Annotated in this window: 15 protein-coding genes; 6 read left to right on the top strand and 9 right to left on the bottom strand. The window is 58.9% G+C overall.

Features of this window, described 5'->3' with window-relative positions:
* Positions 1 to 45: 45 nt before the first annotated feature.
* From AAF739_15160 to AAF739_15145, 4 genes are all read left to right on the top strand, one after another.
* Positions 46 to 936, top strand: coding sequence for an outer membrane protein assembly factor BamD (locus AAF739_15160; protein MEM6384010.1), 891 nt, complete (start codon positions 46 to 48; stop codon positions 934 to 936).
* Between the two features lie 109 nt (positions 937 to 1045).
* Positions 1046 to 2716: a DNA repair protein RecN gene (gene recN / locus AAF739_15155; protein ID MEM6384009.1), complete on the top strand. Its 1671-nt coding sequence runs from the start codon at positions 1046 to 1048 to the stop codon at positions 2714 to 2716.
* The gene (gene ligA / locus AAF739_15150; protein ID MEM6384008.1) at positions 2713 to 4860 is read left to right on the top strand and encodes an NAD-dependent DNA ligase LigA; all 2148 of its coding nucleotides are present in this window, start codon (positions 2713 to 2715) and stop codon (positions 4858 to 4860) included. Before recN ends, ligA begins: the two co-directional genes overlap by 4 nt.
* A gap of 9 nt (positions 4861 to 4869) precedes the next feature.
* On the top strand, positions 4870 to 5868 hold the full coding sequence (locus AAF739_15145) for an aldo/keto reductase (GenBank protein MEM6384007.1): 999 nt from the start codon (positions 4870 to 4872) through the stop codon (positions 5866 to 5868).
* Here AAF739_15145 and AAF739_15140 read toward each other — a convergent pair.
* Positions 5865 to 7685, bottom strand: a complete 1821-nt coding sequence (locus AAF739_15140) for an aminopeptidase P family protein (GenBank protein MEM6384006.1) — start codon at positions 7683 to 7685, stop codon at positions 5865 to 5867. The genes AAF739_15145 and AAF739_15140 overlap by 4 nt on opposite strands.
* 189 nt (positions 7686 to 7874) lie before the next feature.
* Between AAF739_15140 and AAF739_15135 the strand changes: the two genes are divergently transcribed.
* Positions 7875 to 8126 carry a hypothetical protein gene (locus AAF739_15135; protein MEM6384005.1) on the top strand — a complete coding sequence of 84 codons (252 nt, stop codon included), beginning with the start codon at positions 7875 to 7877 and terminating at the stop codon, positions 8124 to 8126.
* Here AAF739_15135 and AAF739_15130 read toward each other — a convergent pair.
* The 4 genes from AAF739_15130 to AAF739_15115 form a co-directional block, all read right to left on the bottom strand.
* Positions 8123 to 8998, bottom strand: coding sequence for a 50S ribosomal protein L11 methyltransferase (locus AAF739_15130; protein MEM6384004.1), 876 nt, complete (start codon positions 8996 to 8998; stop codon positions 8123 to 8125). The genes AAF739_15135 and AAF739_15130 overlap by 4 nt on opposite strands.
* A complete protein-coding gene (locus AAF739_15125; GenBank protein ID MEM6384003.1) occupies positions 8985 to 10811 on the bottom strand; it encodes a sodium:proton antiporter in 1827 nt (608 codons plus the stop codon). The genes AAF739_15130 and AAF739_15125 overlap by 14 nt, the downstream gene beginning before the upstream one ends.
* A gap of 6 nt (positions 10812 to 10817) precedes the next feature.
* Positions 10818 to 13187 (bottom strand): UvrD-helicase domain-containing protein, encoded by a 2370-nt coding sequence (locus AAF739_15120; protein MEM6384002.1) that lies wholly within the window; start codon positions 13185 to 13187, stop codon positions 10818 to 10820.
* A 104-nt stretch (positions 13188 to 13291) separates the two neighbouring features.
* Complete coding sequence (locus AAF739_15115; protein ID MEM6384001.1) at positions 13292 to 14929, bottom strand: chloride channel protein; 1638 nt, start codon at positions 14927 to 14929, stop codon at positions 13292 to 13294.
* Between the two features lie 186 nt (positions 14930 to 15115).
* Between AAF739_15115 and AAF739_15110 the strand changes: the two genes are divergently transcribed.
* On the top strand, positions 15116 to 18910 hold the full coding sequence (locus AAF739_15110) for an AsmA family protein (protein MEM6384000.1): 3795 nt from the start codon (positions 15116 to 15118) through the stop codon (positions 18908 to 18910).
* On the opposite strand, the gene AAF739_15105 is transcribed toward AAF739_15110, so the two are convergent.
* The 4 genes from AAF739_15105 to AAF739_15090 form a co-directional block, all read right to left on the bottom strand.
* On the bottom strand, positions 18876 to 19118 hold the full coding sequence (locus AAF739_15105; protein MEM6383999.1) for a ribbon-helix-helix domain-containing protein: 243 nt from the start codon (positions 19116 to 19118) through the stop codon (positions 18876 to 18878). The two genes, AAF739_15110 and AAF739_15105, sit on opposite strands and share 35 nt — an antisense overlap.
* Positions 19119 to 19313: a DUF4169 family protein gene (locus tag AAF739_15100; GenBank protein ID MEM6383998.1), complete on the bottom strand. Its 195-nt coding sequence runs from the start codon at positions 19311 to 19313 to the stop codon at positions 19119 to 19121.
* A gap of 10 nt (positions 19314 to 19323) precedes the next feature.
* Complete coding sequence (gene fumC / locus AAF739_15095) at positions 19324 to 20712, bottom strand: class II fumarate hydratase (GenBank protein MEM6383997.1); 1389 nt, start codon at positions 20710 to 20712, stop codon at positions 19324 to 19326.
* 182 nt (positions 20713 to 20894) lie between these two features.
* The gene (locus AAF739_15090; GenBank protein MEM6383996.1) at positions 20895 to 21464 is read right to left on the bottom strand and encodes an SspB family protein; all 570 of its coding nucleotides are present in this window, start codon (positions 21462 to 21464) and stop codon (positions 20895 to 20897) included.
* Positions 21465 to 21975: the final 511 nt, after the last annotated feature.

Below are 21975 nucleotides of genomic sequence, written 5' to 3'. Positions count from 1 at the left end.
GGCCTTGGGCGCGTGCGTAGGGTTGCGTAGCAGTTGATTAGATGAATGTGGACGAATGAAATGGGTGTGCAGATGATTTCCTGGCCGGGGGCGCAGATTGTACATCTGGCAAGAGCATTGAGTGTTGCTTTCGCCGCTTGCGGCTTGCTAGCGGCCTGCGCATCGACAGAAATCGGCGATGCGACTGATTTTGTTGACGACACCCGTCCGCCCGGCGTGATGTTCAATGATGCTCTCGCCTTGATGGAAACCCGCGACTATCTGACGGCGGCATCAGCTTTCGATGAGCTTGAAGAGGTTCACCCCTATTCGGAGTATGCAAAGCGCTCGCTTGTTCTAGGAGCGTTTTCCTACTTTTCCGCTGGACGGTACCCAGAAGCGGTCAATTCCGGTCGCCGGTACACGACCCTGCATCCCGGCGGCGAAGATGCGGCTTACGCTCAGTTCATCGTCGCGCAATCCTACTACAATCAGATTCCGGATGTTACCCGTGATCAGGAACAGACGTTGCGCGCAATCAATGCTTTTGAAGATCTGATGCGCCTTTACCCGACATCGGAATATGTTGAGCCAGCGCAGGCGCAGATAAGGTTTGCTTACGATCAAATTGCTGGGTCAGAAATGCGCGTTGGGCGCTTTTACCTTGATCGACGCAACTACATCGGTGCCATCAATCGGTTCAGGGTGGTCGTGGAGGAATACCAGACAACGCGGCACGTTGAAGAGGCCCTTCATCGCCTCGTTGAAAGCTACCTAACCATGGGTGTTATACCCGAAGCTCAAACGGCAGCGGCCGTCCTGGGTCATAACTTTCCCGACAGCGAGTGGTACGCGCGTTCCTTTGCCCTTCTACAGTCCGGCGGGCTTGAACCTCAGCAGAACGCCGGATCGTGGATCACGCGTGCGTTTGAAGGCTTTACTGGCGCGGTCCTGTGAACCATCTTGTCGGACGAGTGATCGTCCGACTCGCCTGACGATCTCTCCTCGCAGCTCCCAGACGTTGCGAACTCGGGCACTCAGTTTTCTCTGATAGTGAGCGCGCTCAATGCTGAGTTTTCTTTCGGTGCGCGATATTGTGCTGATTGAGCGGCTTGACCTTGAGCTTGAGCGCGGGATGACGGTGCTCACCGGCGAAACAGGCGCCGGCAAATCTATCCTGCTCGATGCTTTGGCGCTTGTCTTGGGCGCGCGTGGTGATGCTGGCTTGGTCCGAGCTGGCTGCGAAAGCGGCGAAGTCAGGGCAGCTTTTGATCTATCTCCGGACCATCCTGCCTTTGCAATCCTTGATAACGCAGGAATTGAAGCGGCTGGTGAGCTTATCATCCGCCGCGTTCAATCGTCAGATGGCCGTGCGCGTGGCTTTATAAATGATCAGCCTGCGACGATGAGCTTGCTGCAGCGGCTCGGCCCAACGCTGGTGGAAATCCACGGCCAACACGACGACCGTGCGCTTGTCGACCCGGCGACGCACCGGGCGCTGCTCGACGCCTATGGTGGGCTTGGCGGGTTGGTCGATCAGGTGACGAGTGCATATGCCACTGTCAAGGCGGCCCGCGAGGTGCGTGACCGCCATAAGGCTGCGCTCGATGAGGCCGCTAGAGAGGCCGACTATTTGCGCGCTAGCGTGGATGAGTTAACCGCACTGGCTCCTGAACCAGGCGAGGAGGACGCGCTGGCCGCGCGCCGCGCTGTCATGATGCAGGCAGAGAAAGTGGCAAGCGATATCACCGAAGCGCACGAGATCGTTTCGGGCGCTGGCTCGTCGTCTCCGGAACTCGCCTCGCTTTTGAGGCGTTTGGAGCGTAAGGGACCTGAAACCGAAGAATTACTGGCCCCGATCATTGAAGCGCTTGCCCGGTCTCTTGATGCGCTCGCTGATACCGGTGGCGAAATTGAGCGTGCCATGCAGGCCTTGCAGTTCGATCCGCAGGAGTTGAACGAGACGGAAGAGCGATTGTTTGCGTTGCGCGGCGCAGCGCGCAAGTACCAGGTGACCTGCGATGCGCTGCCCGAGAAGGCGGCGGTGCTTGCCGATCAGCTTGAGGCACTTGACGCAGGAGCAGGCCGGCTTGAGGCGTTAGAGAGCGAACTGGCGGCTGCGGAGGCCAGCTATTTCGCATGCGCCCGGCAGCTTTCCGAGGCTCGGCATCGCGCTGCGGGTCATCTTGGCGATGCAGTTCAGGCTGAATTGCCTGATCTGAAACTTGGCCAAGCGCGCTTCATGGTGGAGATTAGCGCAGACGATACGGCACACATGCCAGCTGGCTTTGATACGGTCGCCTTTCACGTCCAAACCAATCCTGGGACGCGACCCGGCCCCATGATGAAAGTGGCTTCGGGCGGAGAACTCTCCCGGTTTCTTCTCGCGCTCAAGGTTGTGCTTGCAGATAAGGGATCTGCGCCAACGCTTGTTTTCGATGAGATCGATACCGGGGCCGGTGGCGCAGTAGCAGAAGCAATCGGTATTCGTCTGGCGCGATTGGCGGAGAATGTGCAGGTTCTGTCGGTCACGCACGCGCCGCAGGTCGCGGCGCGCGCCAAGGGCCATCTGTCTATTTCCAAGGCGGTACGGGCACCCCACAGTACAAGGACCGACGTTGAACGCTTGGACGAGCAGGGGCGGCTAGAAGAAGTCGCGCGTATGCTTTCCGGTGCGCAGGTGACTGACGAAGCCCGTGCCGCCGCTGGCAGGCTCCTGCATGGTGAGCGCGCATGACCAACGTTCGGGCGCTGGGTCTCGAGGAATTGAGCAAAGCGGACGCCAAAGCCGAGCTTGAGGCCTTGGCCCGCGAGTTAGCTGCGTACGATACCGCCTATCATCAGAACGACGACCCTGCGATTTCAGACGCGGACTACGATGCGCTCAAAGCCCGCAACAAGGCCATTGAGGAGCGTTTTCCGACGCTCGTCCGTCCAGATAGCCCCTCCAAGAAAGTAGGTGCCGCTCCGTCTGAGAAGTTCGAAAAGATAACACACGTGCGGCCGATGCTGTCGCTCGACAATGCGTTTTCGGGTGATGACGTCGCCGGTTTCGTCGAACGGATCAAACGCTTTTTGAAACTAGAGGAGACGCCAGCGTTTACGGCGGAGCCAAAGATTGATGGGCTCTCCTTATCGCTCCGCTACGAAGCCGGACAGTTGCGCTACGCAACGACACGTGGTGACGGGCAGGTGGGTGAAGATGTGACGCGCAACGCGCGGACGATCGACAGCATTCCCATCAGTCTTCCAAATACTGCGCCTTCAATTCTGGAAGTGCGCGGCGAAGTCTACATGGCAACACGTGAGTTTCAGGCTCTCAACAAGCGCATGGAGGCCGATGGTGGCAAGGTCTTCGCCAACCCACGCAACGCCGCCGCTGGCTCCTTGCGCCAGCTTGACCCGCAGATCACCAAATCGAGGCCACTGAAGTTTTTCGCGTACGCGTGGGGCGAGCTTTCCGAACCTCTCGCCGATACCCAGAGTGGGGTCGTGCAGCGGTTGGCAGAACTAGGCTTCGTTACAAACCCAATGATGCAGGTCGGATATGGCACCGATGAGCTGATTGCCGTCTATGAGGGTATTGCGGAACAACGCGCGCGGCTTGGCTATGATATCGACGGCGTCGTCTACAAGGTCGATCGGCTGGATTATCAAGAGAGGCTTGGCTTTCGGTCCAACAATCCACGCTGGGCCATTGCGCACAAGTTTCCCGCCGAGCAGGCCATCACCATAATCGACGCAATCGAAATTCAGGTTGGCCGAACTGGTGCTCTGACACCCGTTGCAAAGCTTCGCCCGGTGACCGTTGGCGGGGTCGTGGTCTCGAACGCGACGCTGCACAATGCGGACTACATTGCCGGTATCGGCAACGATGGCCAGCCTATCCGAGACGGTCGCGACCTGCGGGTTGGTGACACTGTCATTGTGCAACGGGCAGGTGATGTGATCCCGCAAATTGTTGATATTGAGCCCGATCAGCGGCCTTCAACTGCGCGGCCTTTCATCTTCCCAACACGATGTCCAGCATGCGGAAGCCATGCCGAACGCGACATTGATGCAAAAGGCGAGAAAGACAGCGTAACCCGTTGTACAGGAGGTCTTATATGCCCGGCTCAGGCGGTCGAACGTCTGAAACATTTCGTGTCTCGCAACGCGCTCGACATCGAAGGTCTGGGCGACAAACAGATTGAGGCTTTCTACGCTGAGGGCCGCATCGCCAATGCTGCTGATATCTTCACGCTGGAAACGCGTGATGGCCGGAGCCAGGAAAAGCTTAGGGACAGGGATGGCTGGGGAGAGACCAGCGTCTCCAATCTATGGGCCGCGATCAACGAGCGCCGCAAGGCCCCGTTTTCCCGCTTTCTGTTTGCGCTTGGGGCGCGCCACGTCGGCGAGACCACCGCGCGCCTGCTTGCGCGTCACTACCGCGCTTTTGCCGATTTCCGCGTAGCGATGATTGCCGCGGGGTCAGGCGATGCTGACGCTCGGGCAGAGTTGATCGATATCGATGGGATCGGTGAGACTGTTGCGAATGCGTTGATCGGCTTCTTTGCGGAGGAGCACAATGAGCAGGTCCTCGACGCGCTTCTTGAACAGGTCACCGTTCTTGATGAGGTCTTTGAGGTTCAGGAAAGTCCTGTGGCTGGCAAGACCGTTGTGTTTACAGGCTCGCTTGAGAAGATGACCCGCGATGAGGCCAAGGCTATGGCCGAGCGTTTTGGCGCAAAAGTATCCGGTTCTGTGTCGAAGAAAACCGATTTGGTGGTGGCTGGACCAGGCGCAGGGTCAAAACTCAAGAAGGCGCAAGAGTTCGGCATCGAGACGCTTGATGAGGACGGGTGGTTTGAAAAGGTGGGTGTCGCCCCATCATCTGGTTAGGCAAGAGCAATGCAAAAACGAAAATTTGGCAAAGATGGCCCTGAGATTGGCTGTGTCGGATACGGCGCGATGTCGTTTTCCGACATTTATGGTCCCACTGATGAAGCCGAAAGTCACGCAATCCTAAACGCGTGCCGGGACTGGGGCGTTACCCACATCGATACGGCCAACATCTACGGCCTCGGCAAATCCGAACGCGCCATCGGCTCTTACCTCGCGCGCGACCCCGGCGCCCGCGACGCGTTCGTGATCGCTACGAAAGCCAGTATTGGCAGCGATGAAAACGGCAACCGAACGCTCAATAACTCCGCTGAGCATTTTGAGGCGGAACTCGATGGCTCCCTTAAACGGATGGGAATCGAGTGTGTTGATTTGTTCTATGCGCACCGCCGCGATGCTCGCTTTACTCCCGAGGAAACAGCTGAGAACCTTGGCCGCCTCGTCAAGAAGGGAAAAGCCAAAGCCATTGGGCTTTCCGAAGTCGCCCCATCAACCTTGCGACGGGCGCACGCGGTGTTCCCGGTCGCAGCCGTTCAGAACGAATATTCGCTTTCAACACGTGCTCCGGAACTGGGTTTGGTCCAGGCCTGCAAGGAACTGGGGGTTGCGCTGGTCGCTTTCTCTCCGCTTGGTCGGTCGCTCATCACAGACAATCCGGCGGCACCCGACCGGATCGCTTCCATTCCCTTTCTGAAGCAAAATCCGCGCTTTATGGAGCCCAACTACAGCGCCAACATCACGCAGATGGCTGCGTTTCAGGCGTTGGCCCGGGAGATGGAGACGTCCTCGGCGGCTCTTGCGATTGCTTGGCTTCTTTCTCGGGACGATCACATCATCCCGATTCCCGGTTCCCGGTCCGTTCAACGGTTTGAAGAGTGTGTGGCAGGCGCTTCGCTGACGCTATCGACCGAAGACATTGCGCGCATCGAAGATGCGCTGCCGGTTGGATGGGCGCACGGCGACCGTTATTCAGATAGCCAATGGTTCGGGCCTGAGCGCTACTGCTAGCCGGTCCGGCGTTCGATAGGCGCACAAGCGCGTTCGAGGAAGGCCAAGGCATCACCCTCGAGTTGTGGGCCGATATCCGCAAGCACGCTGGCATGAAAAGCGTCGAGCCAGACAAGTTCGTCTTTGCTCATCAGCGATGTGTCAATCAGGCGCGTATCGAAGGGCGCGCGTGTGATGGTTTCGAAACCCATCATCGGCTGATCCCCGCCAAGGTCCTCCGGTTCGGTGACTAAAACTAGGTTTTCGAGCCGGATGCCGAAAGCACCTTCGCGGTAGTAACCGGGTTCGTTTGATAGCAACATGCCCGGCTCGAGCGGTGTGTTTCCTTGCTTGGCGATGCGCGCCACGCCCTCATGCACCCCAAGGTAACTTCCAACGCCATGACCCGTTCCGTGGGCATAGTCGAGACCTGCGGCCCATAGATGCTGGCGGGCGAGCGCATCGAGATGGGCACCAGTGGTACCTTTCGGGAAGCGCGCCCGCGCAACGGCGATATGCCCCTTCAAAACAAGGGTGTAGCAACGGCGATGCTCTGGATTGGCCGCGGCAACCATGAGCGTGCGTGTGATGTCCGTGGTCCCGTCAAGATATTGCGCGCCGGAGTCCGTAAGGTAGAGCGTTCCGGGCTCGATCGGCGCGCAGGTTTCGTTGGTGACCCGGTAGTGGACGATGGCGCCGTTGGCCCCCGCGCCTGAGATAGTCGGAAAGCTTATATCTTTCAGCTGGTTGGTCGCGCGACGCTCGGACAGAAGTTTCTCAGCGGCGGTGATTTCATCAAGGCCGCCTTTGGAGGCCTCCCTGTCAAACCAAGCGAGAAAACGGGTCACCGCTGCGCCGTCGCGCACATGCGCTGCGCGTGCGCCTTGTCGTTCCGCTTCGGTTTTGCGTGCCCGAAGGGGCTCCATGGGGTCTGGCGCGTGATGGAGCTTGCCACCGGCATCGGTGATCGTGTCGGCGATTTTCACGCTGACGTTTCCCGGATCGACCATGACTGTCGCTCCAGAGTCGCCAAGCGCCTTCAAGGCGTCCTCAAAATCCGCGATGTCTTTGATTTGCACGTCGGGTAGCTGGGCAGCTGCCTCGTCTGTCAGCTTTCCCGGATCGATAAAGAGACTGGCGTTTCCTTCCGAACCGACGATCGTGAACGCCAGAAACATCGGTTTGTGTGGCACATCCGAACCGCGAAGGTTGAACGTCCAGGCGGCACCGTCGGCCTGCGGTAAGACGACCGCATCGCATCGTGCCCCGCGTACCGCCTCCGCTATTGCCGCGATCTTGTCTTCATGTGTGCGGCCGGCGAATTCCAGTGGGTGCGGCACAATCGGTGCCATTGGTCGCCCCGGTGTGTGTGTCCTAATGCGATCAATCAGGTTATCGGCGGTTGGCATCAGCGCGCAGCCAGACTTTTGAGCCGCTTCAGAAAACTTTTTGAACCCGGATATCGTGTGTAGCCATGGGTCGTAGCCAATCGTGCGACCGGTCAGCTCCAGCGACGCCAAATGCCGAGCCGGCGTTATCATTGTCATATCGTCGGGTGTGAACGCGCTCGGGTCAGTCTGGCTTTTCACCTGCAGTGTGTAGCGACCGTCGGTGTAGACGCGCGCTTCGCCAGGCAAAATCAGCACAAAGGCATTTGATCCGGTGAAGCCGGTCAACCAGGCGACCCGCTCCGCATAGTCGGGCAGACACTCGCTCTGATGCTCGTCCGTACGCGGCACCAGTAAACCGTCGAGGCCTTCGTCGGCCAAAGCGGCGCGGAGTGCAGCCAGTCTTTCGGGGCCTTTTTCGCGGTCAGAAAAGTCCTCGTAACTCTGCATCAGGCTTAGGTCCTCTCATCAATTCCTAATAAATTGTGCACTGCGTCATGCGTCTGGTGCAGAGCTGTCTTGACCGCAAAGGCCTACCTCATTGCGGGCCTGCGGGCCATCTTACTGACGTCTTCCCCCAAGGCATGGTCGGGCAAATCGCTCGACCATTTTCGTTCAAAAACTGCAGGAGCCGAAACAATGGCAGCCTTCACTTTTTCGCAGCCACAACCACGCCTTTTCCGCGACAGTGCGTTTGCACGGATCATCAAGTCTGCCTTTACCAGCATGATCCAAGCCCGCGAAGCCCGCGCGCGTGCCGAAGTCGCTGAATACCTTGCGTTCACGAACACGCGTGAAGATGATCCGCAGCGCCTGCCGGAGAAGCGAGACCGCTACGACATTGATGCCGCAATCGTTGGCAAAAACGGCATCTACGCTTGGCCGTACTAGCGCCGAAACAGCAAAAGCGCCGACCACTCACCATGGTGGACCCGTCGGGCCAGGATTGTCCCGGCCTGACGGTAGCGCGCGATAATTGCGCGTTCCTGGTGACGCATCAGTCCCGATAGGATGAGTGCGCCACCTGGGACAAGCAACTGCGAGAGTGGTCTTGCCAACGCCAGAAGTGGTCCCGCAAGTATGTTGGCAACAATCGCATCATAAGGCGCATGAGCCACCGGCGCTCCAACGGCACCATCGGCCCACACACTTTTCACGAATGTGTGGACGCCATTAAGCGTTGCATTTTCAGCCGTGATTGCAACCGAGATCGGGTCGATATCCGTCGCAAGGACAGGGGCCTTGATCCGCTTGGCCAGTGCAATAGCGAGGACCCCTGTGCCAGCGCCCAGATCGAGCGCATTGCTGATCGTGTACCGGTCGGTTACCCATTCGATCAGTTCGAGACAGCCAAGTGTCGTGCCGTGGTGACCGGTGCCAAATGCTCGGCTCGCCTCGACGCGAATGCCGATGTCGGTTGGGCCGACAGCCTCGCGCGCGTGCACCCCATGTACAACGAACCGGCCCGCACGGATTGCTTCGAGCCCTTCGAGACTTGCCGTGACCCAATCGATCTCATCAAGTTGTGTGACGTGCAACGGCGCTGCAAAGGCATCCGCTCCAAGTGCGTCCTGGATGGCATGCGCGAACCCCTCGCGGTCGCTACCCTCTGTGTACAGGTCCACAATCCAAGTACCTGCGGTCTCATCCTCAAAATGGGCGACCGGGAGGCCCTCGTCTTCAAATGAGACTTCTAGAAGCTGAGCGATGCGTTCAGCTTCCTCGCGATGTGGGACTGTGAGGCTTGCCTTAAGCGTCGGCATGTTTGCGCTCTTTTTGGGTCTGTGCGCTGGCTCTTTTGGGTGAGCCAAACGTGAAAACCGTTGAACCGGCGCCGGGTTTGAACTGCGCGCCAAGTGCTGGCGAAATGAAGTTACCCTTGGGACCAACAGCGAACAGAATGTGGGCGTCCCCGCGCTGCTCTTTGAGCTTTTCGAAGGGATAGGCCTCTGTCAGTTTGGTGCGCTGAACGGTCCAGCCACTGGTGATCATGCGAAATTCTGCTTCGGTTTCGCTGATTGACGGCTGAAATAGCAGTTGCCCGCTTACGGTGGTGGCAAACATCTCGGCTTCTCGTTTTTCCTCTGCGCCCAGCCGAAACACCCGCGCGCGACCTAATTCAGGGCCGAAATCCGTGCAGACCAACGCGTTGTAGGCGTCATTATCGGTTGCAGCGATGAGGGTTCCGTAGCGCGATAGATCGAGGTGGTGCTCCGCCGCCTCCGACAGGATTTCGCCAAAGTAGGTAGGGAAGCCGGCTTGGCGTGCCGCGCTCAAGCGCGAGCGATTACGATCGGCGATTAGCGTCGGCAATTCGCTATCCTTGAGCTTTTCTGCCAGCGCGAGCGTGAAGCGGTTGGCCCCGACCAGCAAAAAGCCATCAGGGTCTTTGGACGTTATGCCAAGTCGGCGTGCAAGGGGTTTTAGCGAGAACCCATGCAGGATCACCGTTACAAGAACAACGAGGAATGCAAGTGGCGCAAGCTGCGCCCCGTCTTCAACACCGATCTGCACCAGCGTTCCAGCGAACAGACCTGAGACCGCGACAGCGACAACACCGCGAGGAGCGATCCAGCCGATTAGGAGCCGTTCTTTCAGCGACAATTCGGTACCGATTGTTGCCACCAGGATCGCGACGGGCCGGATAACGAACAGCAGAGCAACGAGATAGGCCACATCGCGCATGCTGAGCGATGCTATGGTTTCAGGTGTGATGTTCGCGGTCAGCAGGATGAACAGGCCAGATACCAAGATGACCGTCATCACCTCCTTGAAGCGACGCAACTCGGTGTAACTCGCCAGTCTGGCGTTTGCCATGACGATGCCCATAACGGTCACGGTGAGAAGTCCGGCTTCCGCCAAGACGGCATCGGTTGCCGCATAACCTACGAGAACGGCAACGAGCAGGATGGGCGCTTTGAGAAAGTCGGGCACATGCCCGCGCGCGAACGCGATGGCGAGGGCGCGCGTCAACCCATAGCCGCCGACCAGACCAATCAGTAGCGCGGCCAGGACCTGGAGCGCTATCGTCGTCGCCGGAGCCCCCGACGATAGCGCGAGCGCCACTTCAAATGCGATGACTGCAAAAAGGGCTCCGATCGGATCGACGACAATGGCTTCCCATCGCAACACCGATGCCGTGCGTGTTGGCAGTTTCGCTTGTCGTAACAGAGGCATGATGACCGTTGGGCCGGTCACCACCATTATGCCTGAAAACACGATGGCCGACGGCCAAGACAGTCCGCCCAGATAGTGGGCCGCGAGGCTTCCAAGGACCCAGATCAGTGGAGCCGATACGAAAATAATTCGGCGGACAGCTCGAGCGGTCTCCCTGATCTCTGCGAAATTCAGGGTCATGCCGCCTTCAAACAGGATCACCGCGACCGCGAGTGCGACAAATGGTTTGAGCAGATCGCCAAAGTCTTCGGATGGATTGACGAGGCCGGTTGCTGGTCCGGCGATCAGCCCTGCCACCAACAAAAGAACGATGGCTGGGATCTGCGTTCGCCATGCGATCCACTGTGCGCCGATCCCCAAAAGCCCGATCAGCGCAATGGTGGTGATCAGATCAGGCAAGGCGGGCTAACCCACCTGATCGTGAGGGGTCACGAAGCTGTCGACGACCTTTTTCCGGCCTGCCTTATCGAAATCGATCGTCAGTTTGTTGCCCTCTATGACTGCGACGAGCCCATAACCGAATTTCTGGTGGAACACTCTGTCGCCGATGCCATAAGCTGAGCCCCGATCCACGACGGAACGGGCGACCAACTCTCCATCAATCGTGATCGGCCCGGACGAGGGTCTTCTGCCCGCGCCCTTCGCCGCCTGCGCGCGTTTCCAGCCTGGTGTCTCGTAGGCTGAATTCATCTCGACTGCCTTATCGAAGCGGCTAGCACCATAATTGCCATAACCGCGCGCGCCATAGCCCCCATACGATGAGGTTTGCTCGACGACTTCGACATGCGCTTCGGGCAGTTCATCAAGAAAGCGCGATGGCATCGATGACTGCCAAAGCCCGTGGATACGCCGGTTGGACGAAAACCAGAGTTTTGCTCGTTTGCGCGCGCGGGTCAGCCCAACATAGGCAAGGCGGCGTTCTTCCTCGAGGCCAGCGCGGCCATTCTCATCGAGAGATCGCTGCGATGGGAACAGGCCTTCTTCCCAACCGGGCAGGAAGACGGTGTCAAATTCGAGACCCTTCGCCGCGTGCAGCGTCATCAACGTCACCGCATCGTCCATCTCCTGGTTGTCCACGTCAGCGACAAGCGCGATGTGTTCGAGGAAGCCTGCGAGGTTTTCAAACTCCTCCATCGAACGAACGAGTTCCTTCAAATTGTCCAGCCTTCCTGGTGCTTGCGGCGAGGTGTCCTCCTGCCACATCCGCGTGTAACCCGATTCATCAAGCACGATCTCTGCCAGCTCCGTGTGTGGCAAATGGTTCATGCTGTCGCGCCATCGATCGAAATCGTCGATCAAGGCGCGAAGCGCCGAACGAGCAGCTGGGCGCAGCTCCTCGGTCTCGGTTAGAAGCCTTGCCGCTGCAAGCGGTGAGATCGATTGGTCGCGGGACAGTGCGTTGATCTTGCGAACGCTGGTATCGCCCAGGCCCCGTTTGGGAACGTTGACGATCCGTTCAAATGCAAGCCCGTCTTCCGGCTGCGCAATGACCCGCAAGTAAGCCAAGGCATCGCGAATTTCCTGCCGTTCATAAAAGCGCGGGCCGCCGATGACCCGGTAATTGAGGCCAAGGGTGAAGAAACGGTCTTCGAACTCGCGCATCTGCGCCGAGGTCCGCACCAGGATAGCCATCTCATTAAGCGGGTGATCCTGCCTCTGCAGTTGCTCAATGTCCTCGCAGACCGCGCGCGCCTCTTCTGCGGAATCCCAGGCACTGGCGACCGTTACTTTCTCTTCGCCCGGCTCGGCTTCGAGGTCGGTGAACAAGGTCTTACCAAGCCGGTCTTCATTGTGTGCGATCAGATGAGATGCTGCGCCCAAAATCGGCGATGTCGAGCGGTAATTGCGCTCAAGACGGATGACGGTTGCACCGGGAAAATCGCGCTCAAACCGCAAAATGTTGTCAACTTCCGCACCGCGCCAGCCATAGATCGACTGGTCATCATCACCGACACAGCAGACGTTCGGCTGTTGCCCATTCGAGCCTTGGGCCAGGAGGCGCAGCCAAAGATATTGGGCCACGTTTGTATCCTGGTACTCGTCCACCAGGATGAAGCGGAAGCGACGATGGTAGTCAGCTAGAATGTCCGGATTATCCTGAAAAAGCTTGATCGGTTTGACCAACAGGTCGCCGAAGTCGACAGCATTCAGGACAGACAGGCGCTCCTGATAGGCAGCGTATAGCTCAATGCCTTGGCCGTTTGCGAAAACGGCGTCCGACGCGGGAACCTTATCGGGTACAAGGCCCCGGTTCTTCCAGCGATCTATATACGCTGCCAGTTGGCGTGCCGGCCAGCGCTTCTCGTCGATGTTCTCTGCTTGAAGCAGTTGTTTGAGAAGGCGGATCTGGTCATCGGTGTCGAGGATGGTGAAGCTCGACTTCAAGCCAGCAAGCTCCGCATGGTACCGCAGCAGGCGTGTCCCGATGGCGTGGAAGGTCCCCAGCCACGGCATGCCCTCCACGGCTGAGCCGATCATGCCGCCAATGCGTTGCTTCATCTCCCGGGCGGCCTTGTTGGTAAAGGTCACAGCCATGATCTGGCTTGGCGCTGCGCGCCCGGTGCCAAGTATGTGGGCGATCCTTGTCGTTAGAACCCTTGTTTTCCCGGTGCCAGCGCCAGCCAATACGAGAACCGGTCCGTCAAGCGTTTCAACCGCACGCAGCTGCTCCGGGTTCAAGCCGTCGAGCCACGGCGCGTTCGTTGGCTGTACTGCCGCCATGGCACGGGCTGCGATTCCGCCTTCTTTGGGCACGAGTGGGGCAGGGTCTGACATGGCCGGCAGGTGTTCCGAAGAAATGATGATTCGACGGCCCTGAGCGTAGCCAAGCAGGGGGCGGCTGTCGCTTGTTCTCTGACCGTTCTTCCCAAAATAAGGCGCTATTTGTGCTCTTCAATTGATGCGTCGATGAGAGCCGCGTTGAAGAAACGCAGTGCGTCGACTTGAAGAGCATAGCCTACCGTCTGTCCAACTGCTGCCGCCCGGACCACGGGTATTTCCGCGCTTCCGGTCTCATCGAACACCCGCAAGGCGCGCTCCATGGTGTCAGTTGTCAACAGTCTCGGCGCACCCTCTTCAAGAGGTGGAGGGCGCTCTTTGACGTTGGGCGAGATGCGCTGCATGAAATCGGCAACTTTGACCGTTCGCATCAATTGCGCATGTGGACCGTCCGCGACCGCAAGCCCACGGCTTTCCAGCTGCCAGTAGAAGTAGGATCGGCCATGGACGGCGATTGATATCCCGGTTGCGATCGACACGGTCAGCAGAAGTGCAATCGAAAGGGCGTAGCCCCCTGTCAGTTCGAAAACGATCATGGTCGTTGAAAGGGGCGCGCCGATGACCGCGGCCGCTACAGCCCCCATGCCAAGAATGGCATACAGGCCTTCGGACGACGCCATATCCGGAAAAGCGCTCGCCGCTATCAGCCCAAATGCGCCCCCTGTCATCGCCCCCAGATAAAGTGAGGGAGAAAAGATCCCACCACCAAATCGGGAGGCGAGGCAAATCGCTGTTGCGATTGTCTTGAGCACGACAAGGATCAGCATGAGGTCGAGCGGCAACTGTGTGCGAAGCGCAAGGTCCGTGGCCTGGTATCCGACCCCCAGAACCTGAGGAAACCAGATGGCGATGAAGCCGACCACCAGACCTCCGACCATAGGCCGGATGAAAACCGGCGCACGGACGGTCCGGGCCACATAGTCTGTGCCGATCAGCGCGTACTGGAAAAGGATGGCGACAAGCGCACAAACAAGTCCGAGAATGGCAAACGCCGGAAACTCCCAGTAGGAGGTAATCTGGTAGTCCGGGATTGCAAAAGCGGCGACGTCGCCAAAGTAGATGCGCGAAATGATCGTTGCGGCGCCTGAAGCAATGACGATCGCGCTGAAGGCCGTTAGAGCGTAGTGGCCAAGGATCACCTCGTGCGCGAACAAAACGCCCGCGATTGGCGCGTTGAACGACGCCGAGACCGCGCCGGCTACACCGCACGCAAGCAAGACTTTGTTGGAGGCCGCAGGCAGCCTGAATACCCGCGCAATGCTCGCCGCGATGACTGCTCCGAGATGCACCACGGGTCCCTCGCGACCGGTGCTTGAACCGAACCCAAGTGAGGTGGCCGACACAAATGCAGAGCCGATCCCCGGCCAAAAACGCAAACTCCTGTCGGGATCAAGTTTGCCTTCGATGACGTCCGAGACGCCTAGGTGCCGCTTGCCCGGCTGGATATAATGGAGGAACAGCCCAACAAGCAGTCCGCCAAACGCCGGCACAAAGAGCACTGTGTACCAGGGCAGCAGCCGTGCAGCACTGGCGACCTGCTCCGTGCGGGTCGCGAGCCAAGTCCATTGGACCAGGCCGATTAACTCGCGAAAAGCGATCGCGCCGAAGGCCGTACCCACGCCGATCACCGCCGCCAGGATCCAAACGAGCCAAAGCCGACTGCGCACCGCATAGGCGATGTTCGGCCGTGCCCATTGCACGACCGATGAGACCACCATTTCGATGTGTTTGCTGGCCATTGGTCTGCTCAACTTGCCCTTTGTGCGAATAGGGGACGCGTTTTGCGCATTGTGCAATGCGGGTTCGATGCACTTGGGCGCATTTCATGCCAAAGTTCTATGCTTTAAACGCTGTTTGACGGCTTTGCTTGACCGCAAACATGCCTGTGGTCACAAAATGGCTTTCCCAATTGGTGAAAGGGCACAATGAACCGGTTTTTCCTCTTTGTGGGGACGCTCTTGCTTGTGGTGCTGACGGCAGCGTTGGTCGCGCCGCGCTATATTGACTGGAGCAACTACACTGCCGTCATCGAGCAACAGGCTTCGCGGTTGTTGGGTCGGGATGTCCATGTGTCAGGTGCAGTCGATCTGCGTCTGCTGCCAATGCCTCGGCTGACCTTCACCGATGTCGAGATCGCCAGCCAGACGGACGGATCGGAGCCAGAGGTTCGCGTGCAACGGATGCGGGCGCTGATGTCGCTTGCGCCGTTTTTGCGAGGGCAGGCGGAGATTGTCGAGCTGGCCCTTGAGAGCCCGGTCATACGCCTCTCGGCGCTGGATGCTGGGTCGTCTGAACGGTCCGACGCCGTGGACCTCGCGGCGATCAGCATCGAAGAGGCTGTTGTCAGCAATGGCCGGATTGAGCGCCTCACCGGTGACGGCTCGGTCCAGGTGCTCGTTAGCGAGCTTAACGCGCGGCTTAGCGCGCCCAGTATTCTCGGGCCTTGGCGTGTCGACCCGGCGTCTGCCGTGATAGCAGGGAAGCGGGTCGAGCTGCGTGTGAATTCTGGAACCTATGCGGGCGATCGCCGTATGAGGACGCGGGTTTCGGTTATGCCGGTCAACCGACCGCTCGAGATCACGGTCGATGGCTTTTTCGACTGGTCCGAAGATCAGGCACGGTTTGAAGGCCAGTCTTTGGCGCGCAGCCTCAATCTATCGGAGGATTCCAGCGACGTTTCTGTCGATGCAAGCATGGATGTTGCTACCCTCGATTGGCGGCTCGAAGGCACAATCGATGCATCGCTGGCGGAGTTGGTGGCGCGTGACGTCGAGTTGACTTTGGGGCAGGGCGGGGATCAGGCCTTCGTCTTGACCGGTCATGCGCGCACCACACTGGGAGAAGATGCGCGTTTTTCGGCTGCGTTATCGTCGCGCCAGATTGATCTCGATCGAACCTTGGGTGGCGGCGCTACGGAGCCAGTCTCGCTTGGTGCGGGTTGGGCGGCAGCCGGTGATCTGGTGCGGTCGCTAGAGCGCCTCGATTTACCGGGCGACCTGACCTTCGATATTCCCGCCATCGTCATCAACAGCGCCGTCATTCGGCAGATTGGGTTCGACGCAACCTATCGGCCCGGTCAGCCGGTTGATCTGAGAAGCCTTGAAGCAACCTTTCCCGGAGAGACCGCATTTGGCTTTTCCGGTGCGATCGACGCCCTTGAGACCGGTGGACTGCGTCTGGATGGTGGGATGAGCCTGCGCAGCAATGCACCGGGACTGTTCATTGCGTGGTCAACGGGCCGGGCGGATGAAGAGGGAGCATTCTCGCAGCTTTCCGCTTTGGATGTCGCTGGGCGGTTGATCGCTGACGCTCGGTCTTTGCGCCTTGAGCGTTTGCGTGGATCGATCGATGGGTCGGCATTGACCGGTTCAGCGGCGTATCAGCTGGGCCCGAAAGGGCGCGACGGAGGCGCTGCGTTGACCCTGGAGCTGGATGCAGGGCGCTTCGATTTCGGCCTGCTTTCGGGTCTCGGTCGTTGGGTTGCCCCGCGGACAAGTGATCCTGATGAAGCTGGTAATCTGGCTCTGGGGACGATTGATGCAAGTTTGAAAATCGATGCCCTCGTCGCCGGCAATGAGGATTTGGGCGGGGTCGAGGTTGACGTGAATGCTACGCCTGATCGCTTGCGTGTTGATCGACTGCAGATCGGCGATGCAGCGGGCGCAAGGTTGTCGGCAAGCGGGTTTTTCGACCGTTCAAGCGTGCCGCCGCTTGGCGAGTTTTCCGTTCAAAGCGAGCTCGAGCGGATTGGCGGCGTCGTACGTCTGGCGCGCGACGTTCTTGGTGACAGCCCATTTCTTGCAGATCTTCAACGCAATTCCGGGCTGTATGAGCCTGCCAACCTCACCGGGACCTACAGCAATTCGGCGAGCGCTGGCTTGCAGTTGGGTTTGGTGGGGTCACTTGCCGAAACGACCATCGATTTGAACGGCACTGTGCCTGATGGGGGGTCACAGTTTGCGGCCTCTCGGACGGTTCAAGAAAGTCTTCAAGCGCTTTTCGAACGCGCTTCGGAGATCCGGTTGAATGCGGAAGCTGAAGATGGCTTTGCCCTTGTCGGTCAGCTGGGCGTTCCCGCTCTTCCCAGCGAACTTGAGGGACCGGGCAGTCTGCGGGCGGTTTTCACGGGCGCTGGAGACGGGCCGCCAACGGTTCGCCTTGCGTTTGATGGGCTTGATGTGACCGCCCGCCTTGATGCGGACCTGGTGCGCGGCGCGGACGAGACGGTCAGTGGCCTGTCTGGGACAGGATCGGTGTTTGCAGGTGATATTGCGCAGCTCGGACTGATGGCTGGGTTAGCGCTGCCCGGTCTTTTTGATCCGATCGCAGCGTCCATGGGTTTCGATATTGCCTATGACAGCAACTCAAGGCGTGCGGATCTTTCCGCTCTGACCGGGCTTGTTGATGATATATCGGTGGCTGGGGAGGCAGCCCTTACCGTCGGCCCCTTGAACACACTGCTGGATGCAGATGTGAGCATTGATCGTGTTGACCTGCAGACGCTCGCCAGTGCTTTCATAGGCCCGGCCGCCTTTGATGTCGGTTTTGCCGACGGCTGGCCCGAGGGTCCGTTCGCGTTCAATCCGTGGCCGATCGCAATCAATCTCAAGCTCGACAGCCCACGAATTGCCCTTTGGGATGGGCTGACCGTCCTCAATGGCGCGCTGGACCTAAAGGCGAGTACGGATGAGCTAGAGGTTGAACGGCTATCTGGGCAGCTTCTGGGGGGCGATCTTGATACTCGCCTGGTGCTTCGCGATGCGGACCGTGGTGGCCTGCTCAACGGGCGCGTTGGCTGGCAGGGCTTTGAACTGGATCAGCTTAGTTGGGAGCGCGGCGGCGGTCCTGTTCTGCGCGGGGAAGGCGCGTTGTCTCTGAGTTTTGAGAGTGCCGGAAATTCCGTTGCCAGTTTGATGTCAGCGCTAACCGGTGAGGGCACTTTAGCCTTAGCAGACGCGACACTATCAGGACTGGGCCTGAACGGTTTCGCTCGGATCTTGCAGGCGGCCGATGCGGGGCTCTTGGGCGAGGGTTCCGATCTGGAAGCGGCCTTCGCGGATGCCTTGCAAGCTGGAACGATGCGCATTGAGCGCGCCGATACGCCAGTGAGTGTGGTTGCCGGTGTAGCGCGAGCCAGCAATCTGTTTTTGGGCGGTGACCAGACCGCTATGCGCGGCGGGTTCACTGTCGACCTCGGCGAACAGGTGGTTGACGCAGATTTCTCCTACGCGGCGACCGACGGTCCCGGTGACGTGGCAGCGATGCCCAATGTCGGCCTTTCCTTCACCGGAGATCTCGCAGCTCCCGAGCGGACGCTCGATGTTGCGCAAGTCGCCAGCTTCCTCAACGTCCGCCAACTGGAAAGCGAGATCCGACGGGTCGAAGCGCTTAATGCGGAGATCTTAGAGCGCGAAAGCCTGCTGAGGGTTATGGGTGCAGAGGCGCTTGACGCGGCGCGTGCGCGGCAGTTGATCGAGATCGAGCGTGAGCGGCAAGTCCGCGAGGAGGCCGAGGAAGAAGCCCGCCGTCAGGCTGAAGAGGCAGCGGAACGGGCACGCGCGGAGGCCGAGCAGGCGGCGGCGCAAGACGGTCCGCAACTTGACCTTTCTTTGCCTCCGCTTGGCGAGCCCATCGTGGTGGATGCGCTGCCGTTCAGCAATGCGGTCCCCGCCAGCGAACAACCTGCTACCGGCGCACCGCTTGATCTGACACCGAATTAAGCGTTTCAGCCTTCAGCGTCTCCAGCACAAACACCCGCAGCGCGCTGGCAAGGTTTCCCGAACCCCGGGCTTCGTCGATCTGCCTTACAAGTGCAGCTCTACCCATGCCTTTTTCGGCGGCAAGCCGATCGATCTCATCCCAGAAGGGTTGCTCGAGCGCAATCGACGTCGCATGGCCCGACAGGCTGATCGAACGTTTGAAGAGCACTTACGAAGCTCCGTCGTCTCGGTCCCGCTGGTGGCCATCAAGGCGGGAAGCGCTGCTTTCCCGTTCTTTGTTTTCGGCCTGCTTCTGTGATTTGCTTCGCCCAAAGCGCCGGCGGTTTTCGCGCGCCGTCTTTTCCTTTTCGGCCTTTTTCAAGCGCTTGCGAGCCTGCCGCAGATTGATGACGTTGTCGGTCACGAAGATCGCCTCATGCCGGGCTAATCATTTTCGCCGGTACCACGATAGCATCGAAGTCCTCTTCGGAAATGCCAAGTGCGAGCGCCTCAACTCTCAACGTTGTCCCGTTCTTGTGGGCGTTTTTCGCGACTTTTGCGGCAAGATCGTAGCCGTACTTCTCTTTCAATGGCGTCACCAACATCAGCGAATTTTTGAGCCCTTGCTCAATGTTGTCTAGCCTGGGCTCAATGCCAACAACGCAATTGTCGGTGAACGAGACAGCCGCGTCAGACAACAGCCGCACCGACTGCAGGAAGTTGTAGGCCATCATCGGGTTAAAGACGTTCAATTCGAAATGACCTTGCGACCCCGCAAAGGCGAGTCCGGCGTTATTACCGTGGATGTGCGCACAGACCTGGGTCATCGCTTCGCACTGGGTCGGGTTCACTTTGCCGGGCATTATGGACGAGCCTGGTTCGTTTTCGGGCAGCGCCAATTCTCCAAGTCCCGCTCGAGGTCCCGACCCTAAAAACCTGATATCATTGGCAATCTTGAAACAGCTCATTGCAACCGCGTGGATTGCTCCATGGGTGAACACCATCGCATCGTGGGCGGCGAGCGCCTCGAATTTGTTTGGGGCAGTGGTGAACGGTAGTTTGGTGATCGCGGCGATCTTCTCAGCGACTTTTTCGGCAAAACCGACCGGAGATGCGAGCCCAGTGCCAACAGCTGTGCCACCTTGAGCGAGCTCCATGAGCGCGGGCAGGGTGCTTTCAATCCGCGCAATGCCATTTGTAAGCTGCTGGGTGTAGCCGGAGAATTCCTGGCCGAGGGTGAGGGGTGTCGCATCCTGTGTATGGGTGCGTCCAATTTTGATGATGTTCTTCCACGCTTCGGCTTTGTCGTTCAGTGCGTTGCGCAAATATTGGAGCGCCGGAAGCAGCCGATGGTGCACCTCTTCAGCGCAGGCGATGTGCATCGCCGTGGGAAAGGTGTCGTTGGACGACTGTGACATGTTGCAGTGATCGTTGGGATGGATCGGCGTTTTCGAACCCATCTCACCGCCCATCATCTCGATTGCGCGATTGGAGATCACCTCGTTCGCGTTCATATTGGACTGCGTCCCAGAGCCCGTCTGCCAGACCACCAATGGGAAATGCTCGTCCAGCTTCCCTTCGATGACCTCTTGCGCTGCCTTGATGATGACGTTCCCCAGGTCGGCATCCATTTTGCCGAGCTCCATATTGGTTTCGGCTGCGGCCCGCTTCACGATACCAAGGGCGCGGACCACGGGGGCTGGCTGTTTCTCCCAGCCGATCTTGAAGTTGCCGAGGGAGCGTTGAGCTTGGGCACCCCAGTAGCGGCTTGAATCAACCTCAATCGGTCCAAAAGTGTCAGATTCTGTCCTGGTGGTCGTCATCGCGGGCCATCCCTCATGCGCAAACGTGGAACTGAATTCGATCAGCGATGTACCACGCGTGGAGGGTGCCCCCTAGGGCGATTGCGTTTCGCTTTCGTCTAACGCCTGTCCGTCCGCCGCGGGCGCGGCGCTGGGCGGATGGATGCTGGGAAAGTGGAGGGGTGCCGAGCGCCGGTCAGCAATCAACTTTTCTTGCGAAAAGCGTCCAAAGAGACCACTTCGGCAGACTTTGCTTCATCCGCCTCTTTATCGTCGTCTGCAGCCTCTTCGGCACCTTCATCGGCGTCTGAATTGGCACCGTTTGGCTTCGCCGTGCTCAGCGGAGTTGGTTCCGGCGCGGGCTCATTTGCTGTTTCGAGCTCGACGGCTTCCCCGACCAACTCCTCATCGTCAACCATGATTGTCTCGAACTTCAATGCGAAGTCCACTGATGGGTCAGCGAACCCTGTGATGGATGAGAATGGAATTAACAGTCGCTCCGGAACACCGGAGAAGCTCAAGCCGACCTCAAAAGCCTGGTCTGTTACCTTCAGGTCCCAGAATTGATGCTGAAGGACCACAGTCATCTCTTCAGGAAAACGCTGCCGAAGGGCCGACGAAATCCTGACGCCCGGCAAGCGCGTGTCGATGGTGATGTAGAAATGATGGTCGCCGGGAAGACCGGTCGACGTTATCTCGGTCAAAACCTGCCGAACGACGCCACGAAGCGCATCGCTTACCAGAACATCGTATCGGATCAGATCGTCTGCCATGAATCGCAGTTTGCAATGCTTTTGGCGTAAATGGAAAGGCCTAACCGTCGGTGCGCGAAAACATGTCCACTTTGAGGTGGTTTTCTTCGCATATTCGGCTTTCTGGCAAACGTGTGGCCTTAATGTGTCGGGACAGCTGCCCAACACTGATCGGCAAAAAAATTGGCCCACCAGCGAAAGCTGGCGGGCCGTTTGAGGATTCTGTTGCCAGGTCCCTCACGGACCCCGACCACCAGGGGCTAACCCGGTGGGAGTTTAGGTCGGAATTTCAAACTGCGTTACGCAGCCTGAGCAACCGGAGCATAGTTGTCATTTGCAACTACAAGTTTGGCCCGATAACGGCGGAACCATGCCGAGCGAAAGCACACCCTTTACACCCTCGTCGATCCTATTTCGCCCCCACAACAACCGCCCCATAACCTGATTTGGTTGTGCGGCGGATGATGGTGGAGGCGCCGGGTACCGCCCCCGGGTCCGATAGGTTTATTGCGATGACAGTTTATCGCCGTAG

It is taken from the genome of Pseudomonadota bacterium (assembly GCA_039024915.1).
Lineage (GTDB): Bacteria > Pseudomonadota > Alphaproteobacteria > Rhizobiales > MH13 > MH13.
The sequence above is the reverse complement of the archived record's forward strand: the minus strand, read 5'-3'. Positions and strand labels throughout refer to the sequence as shown.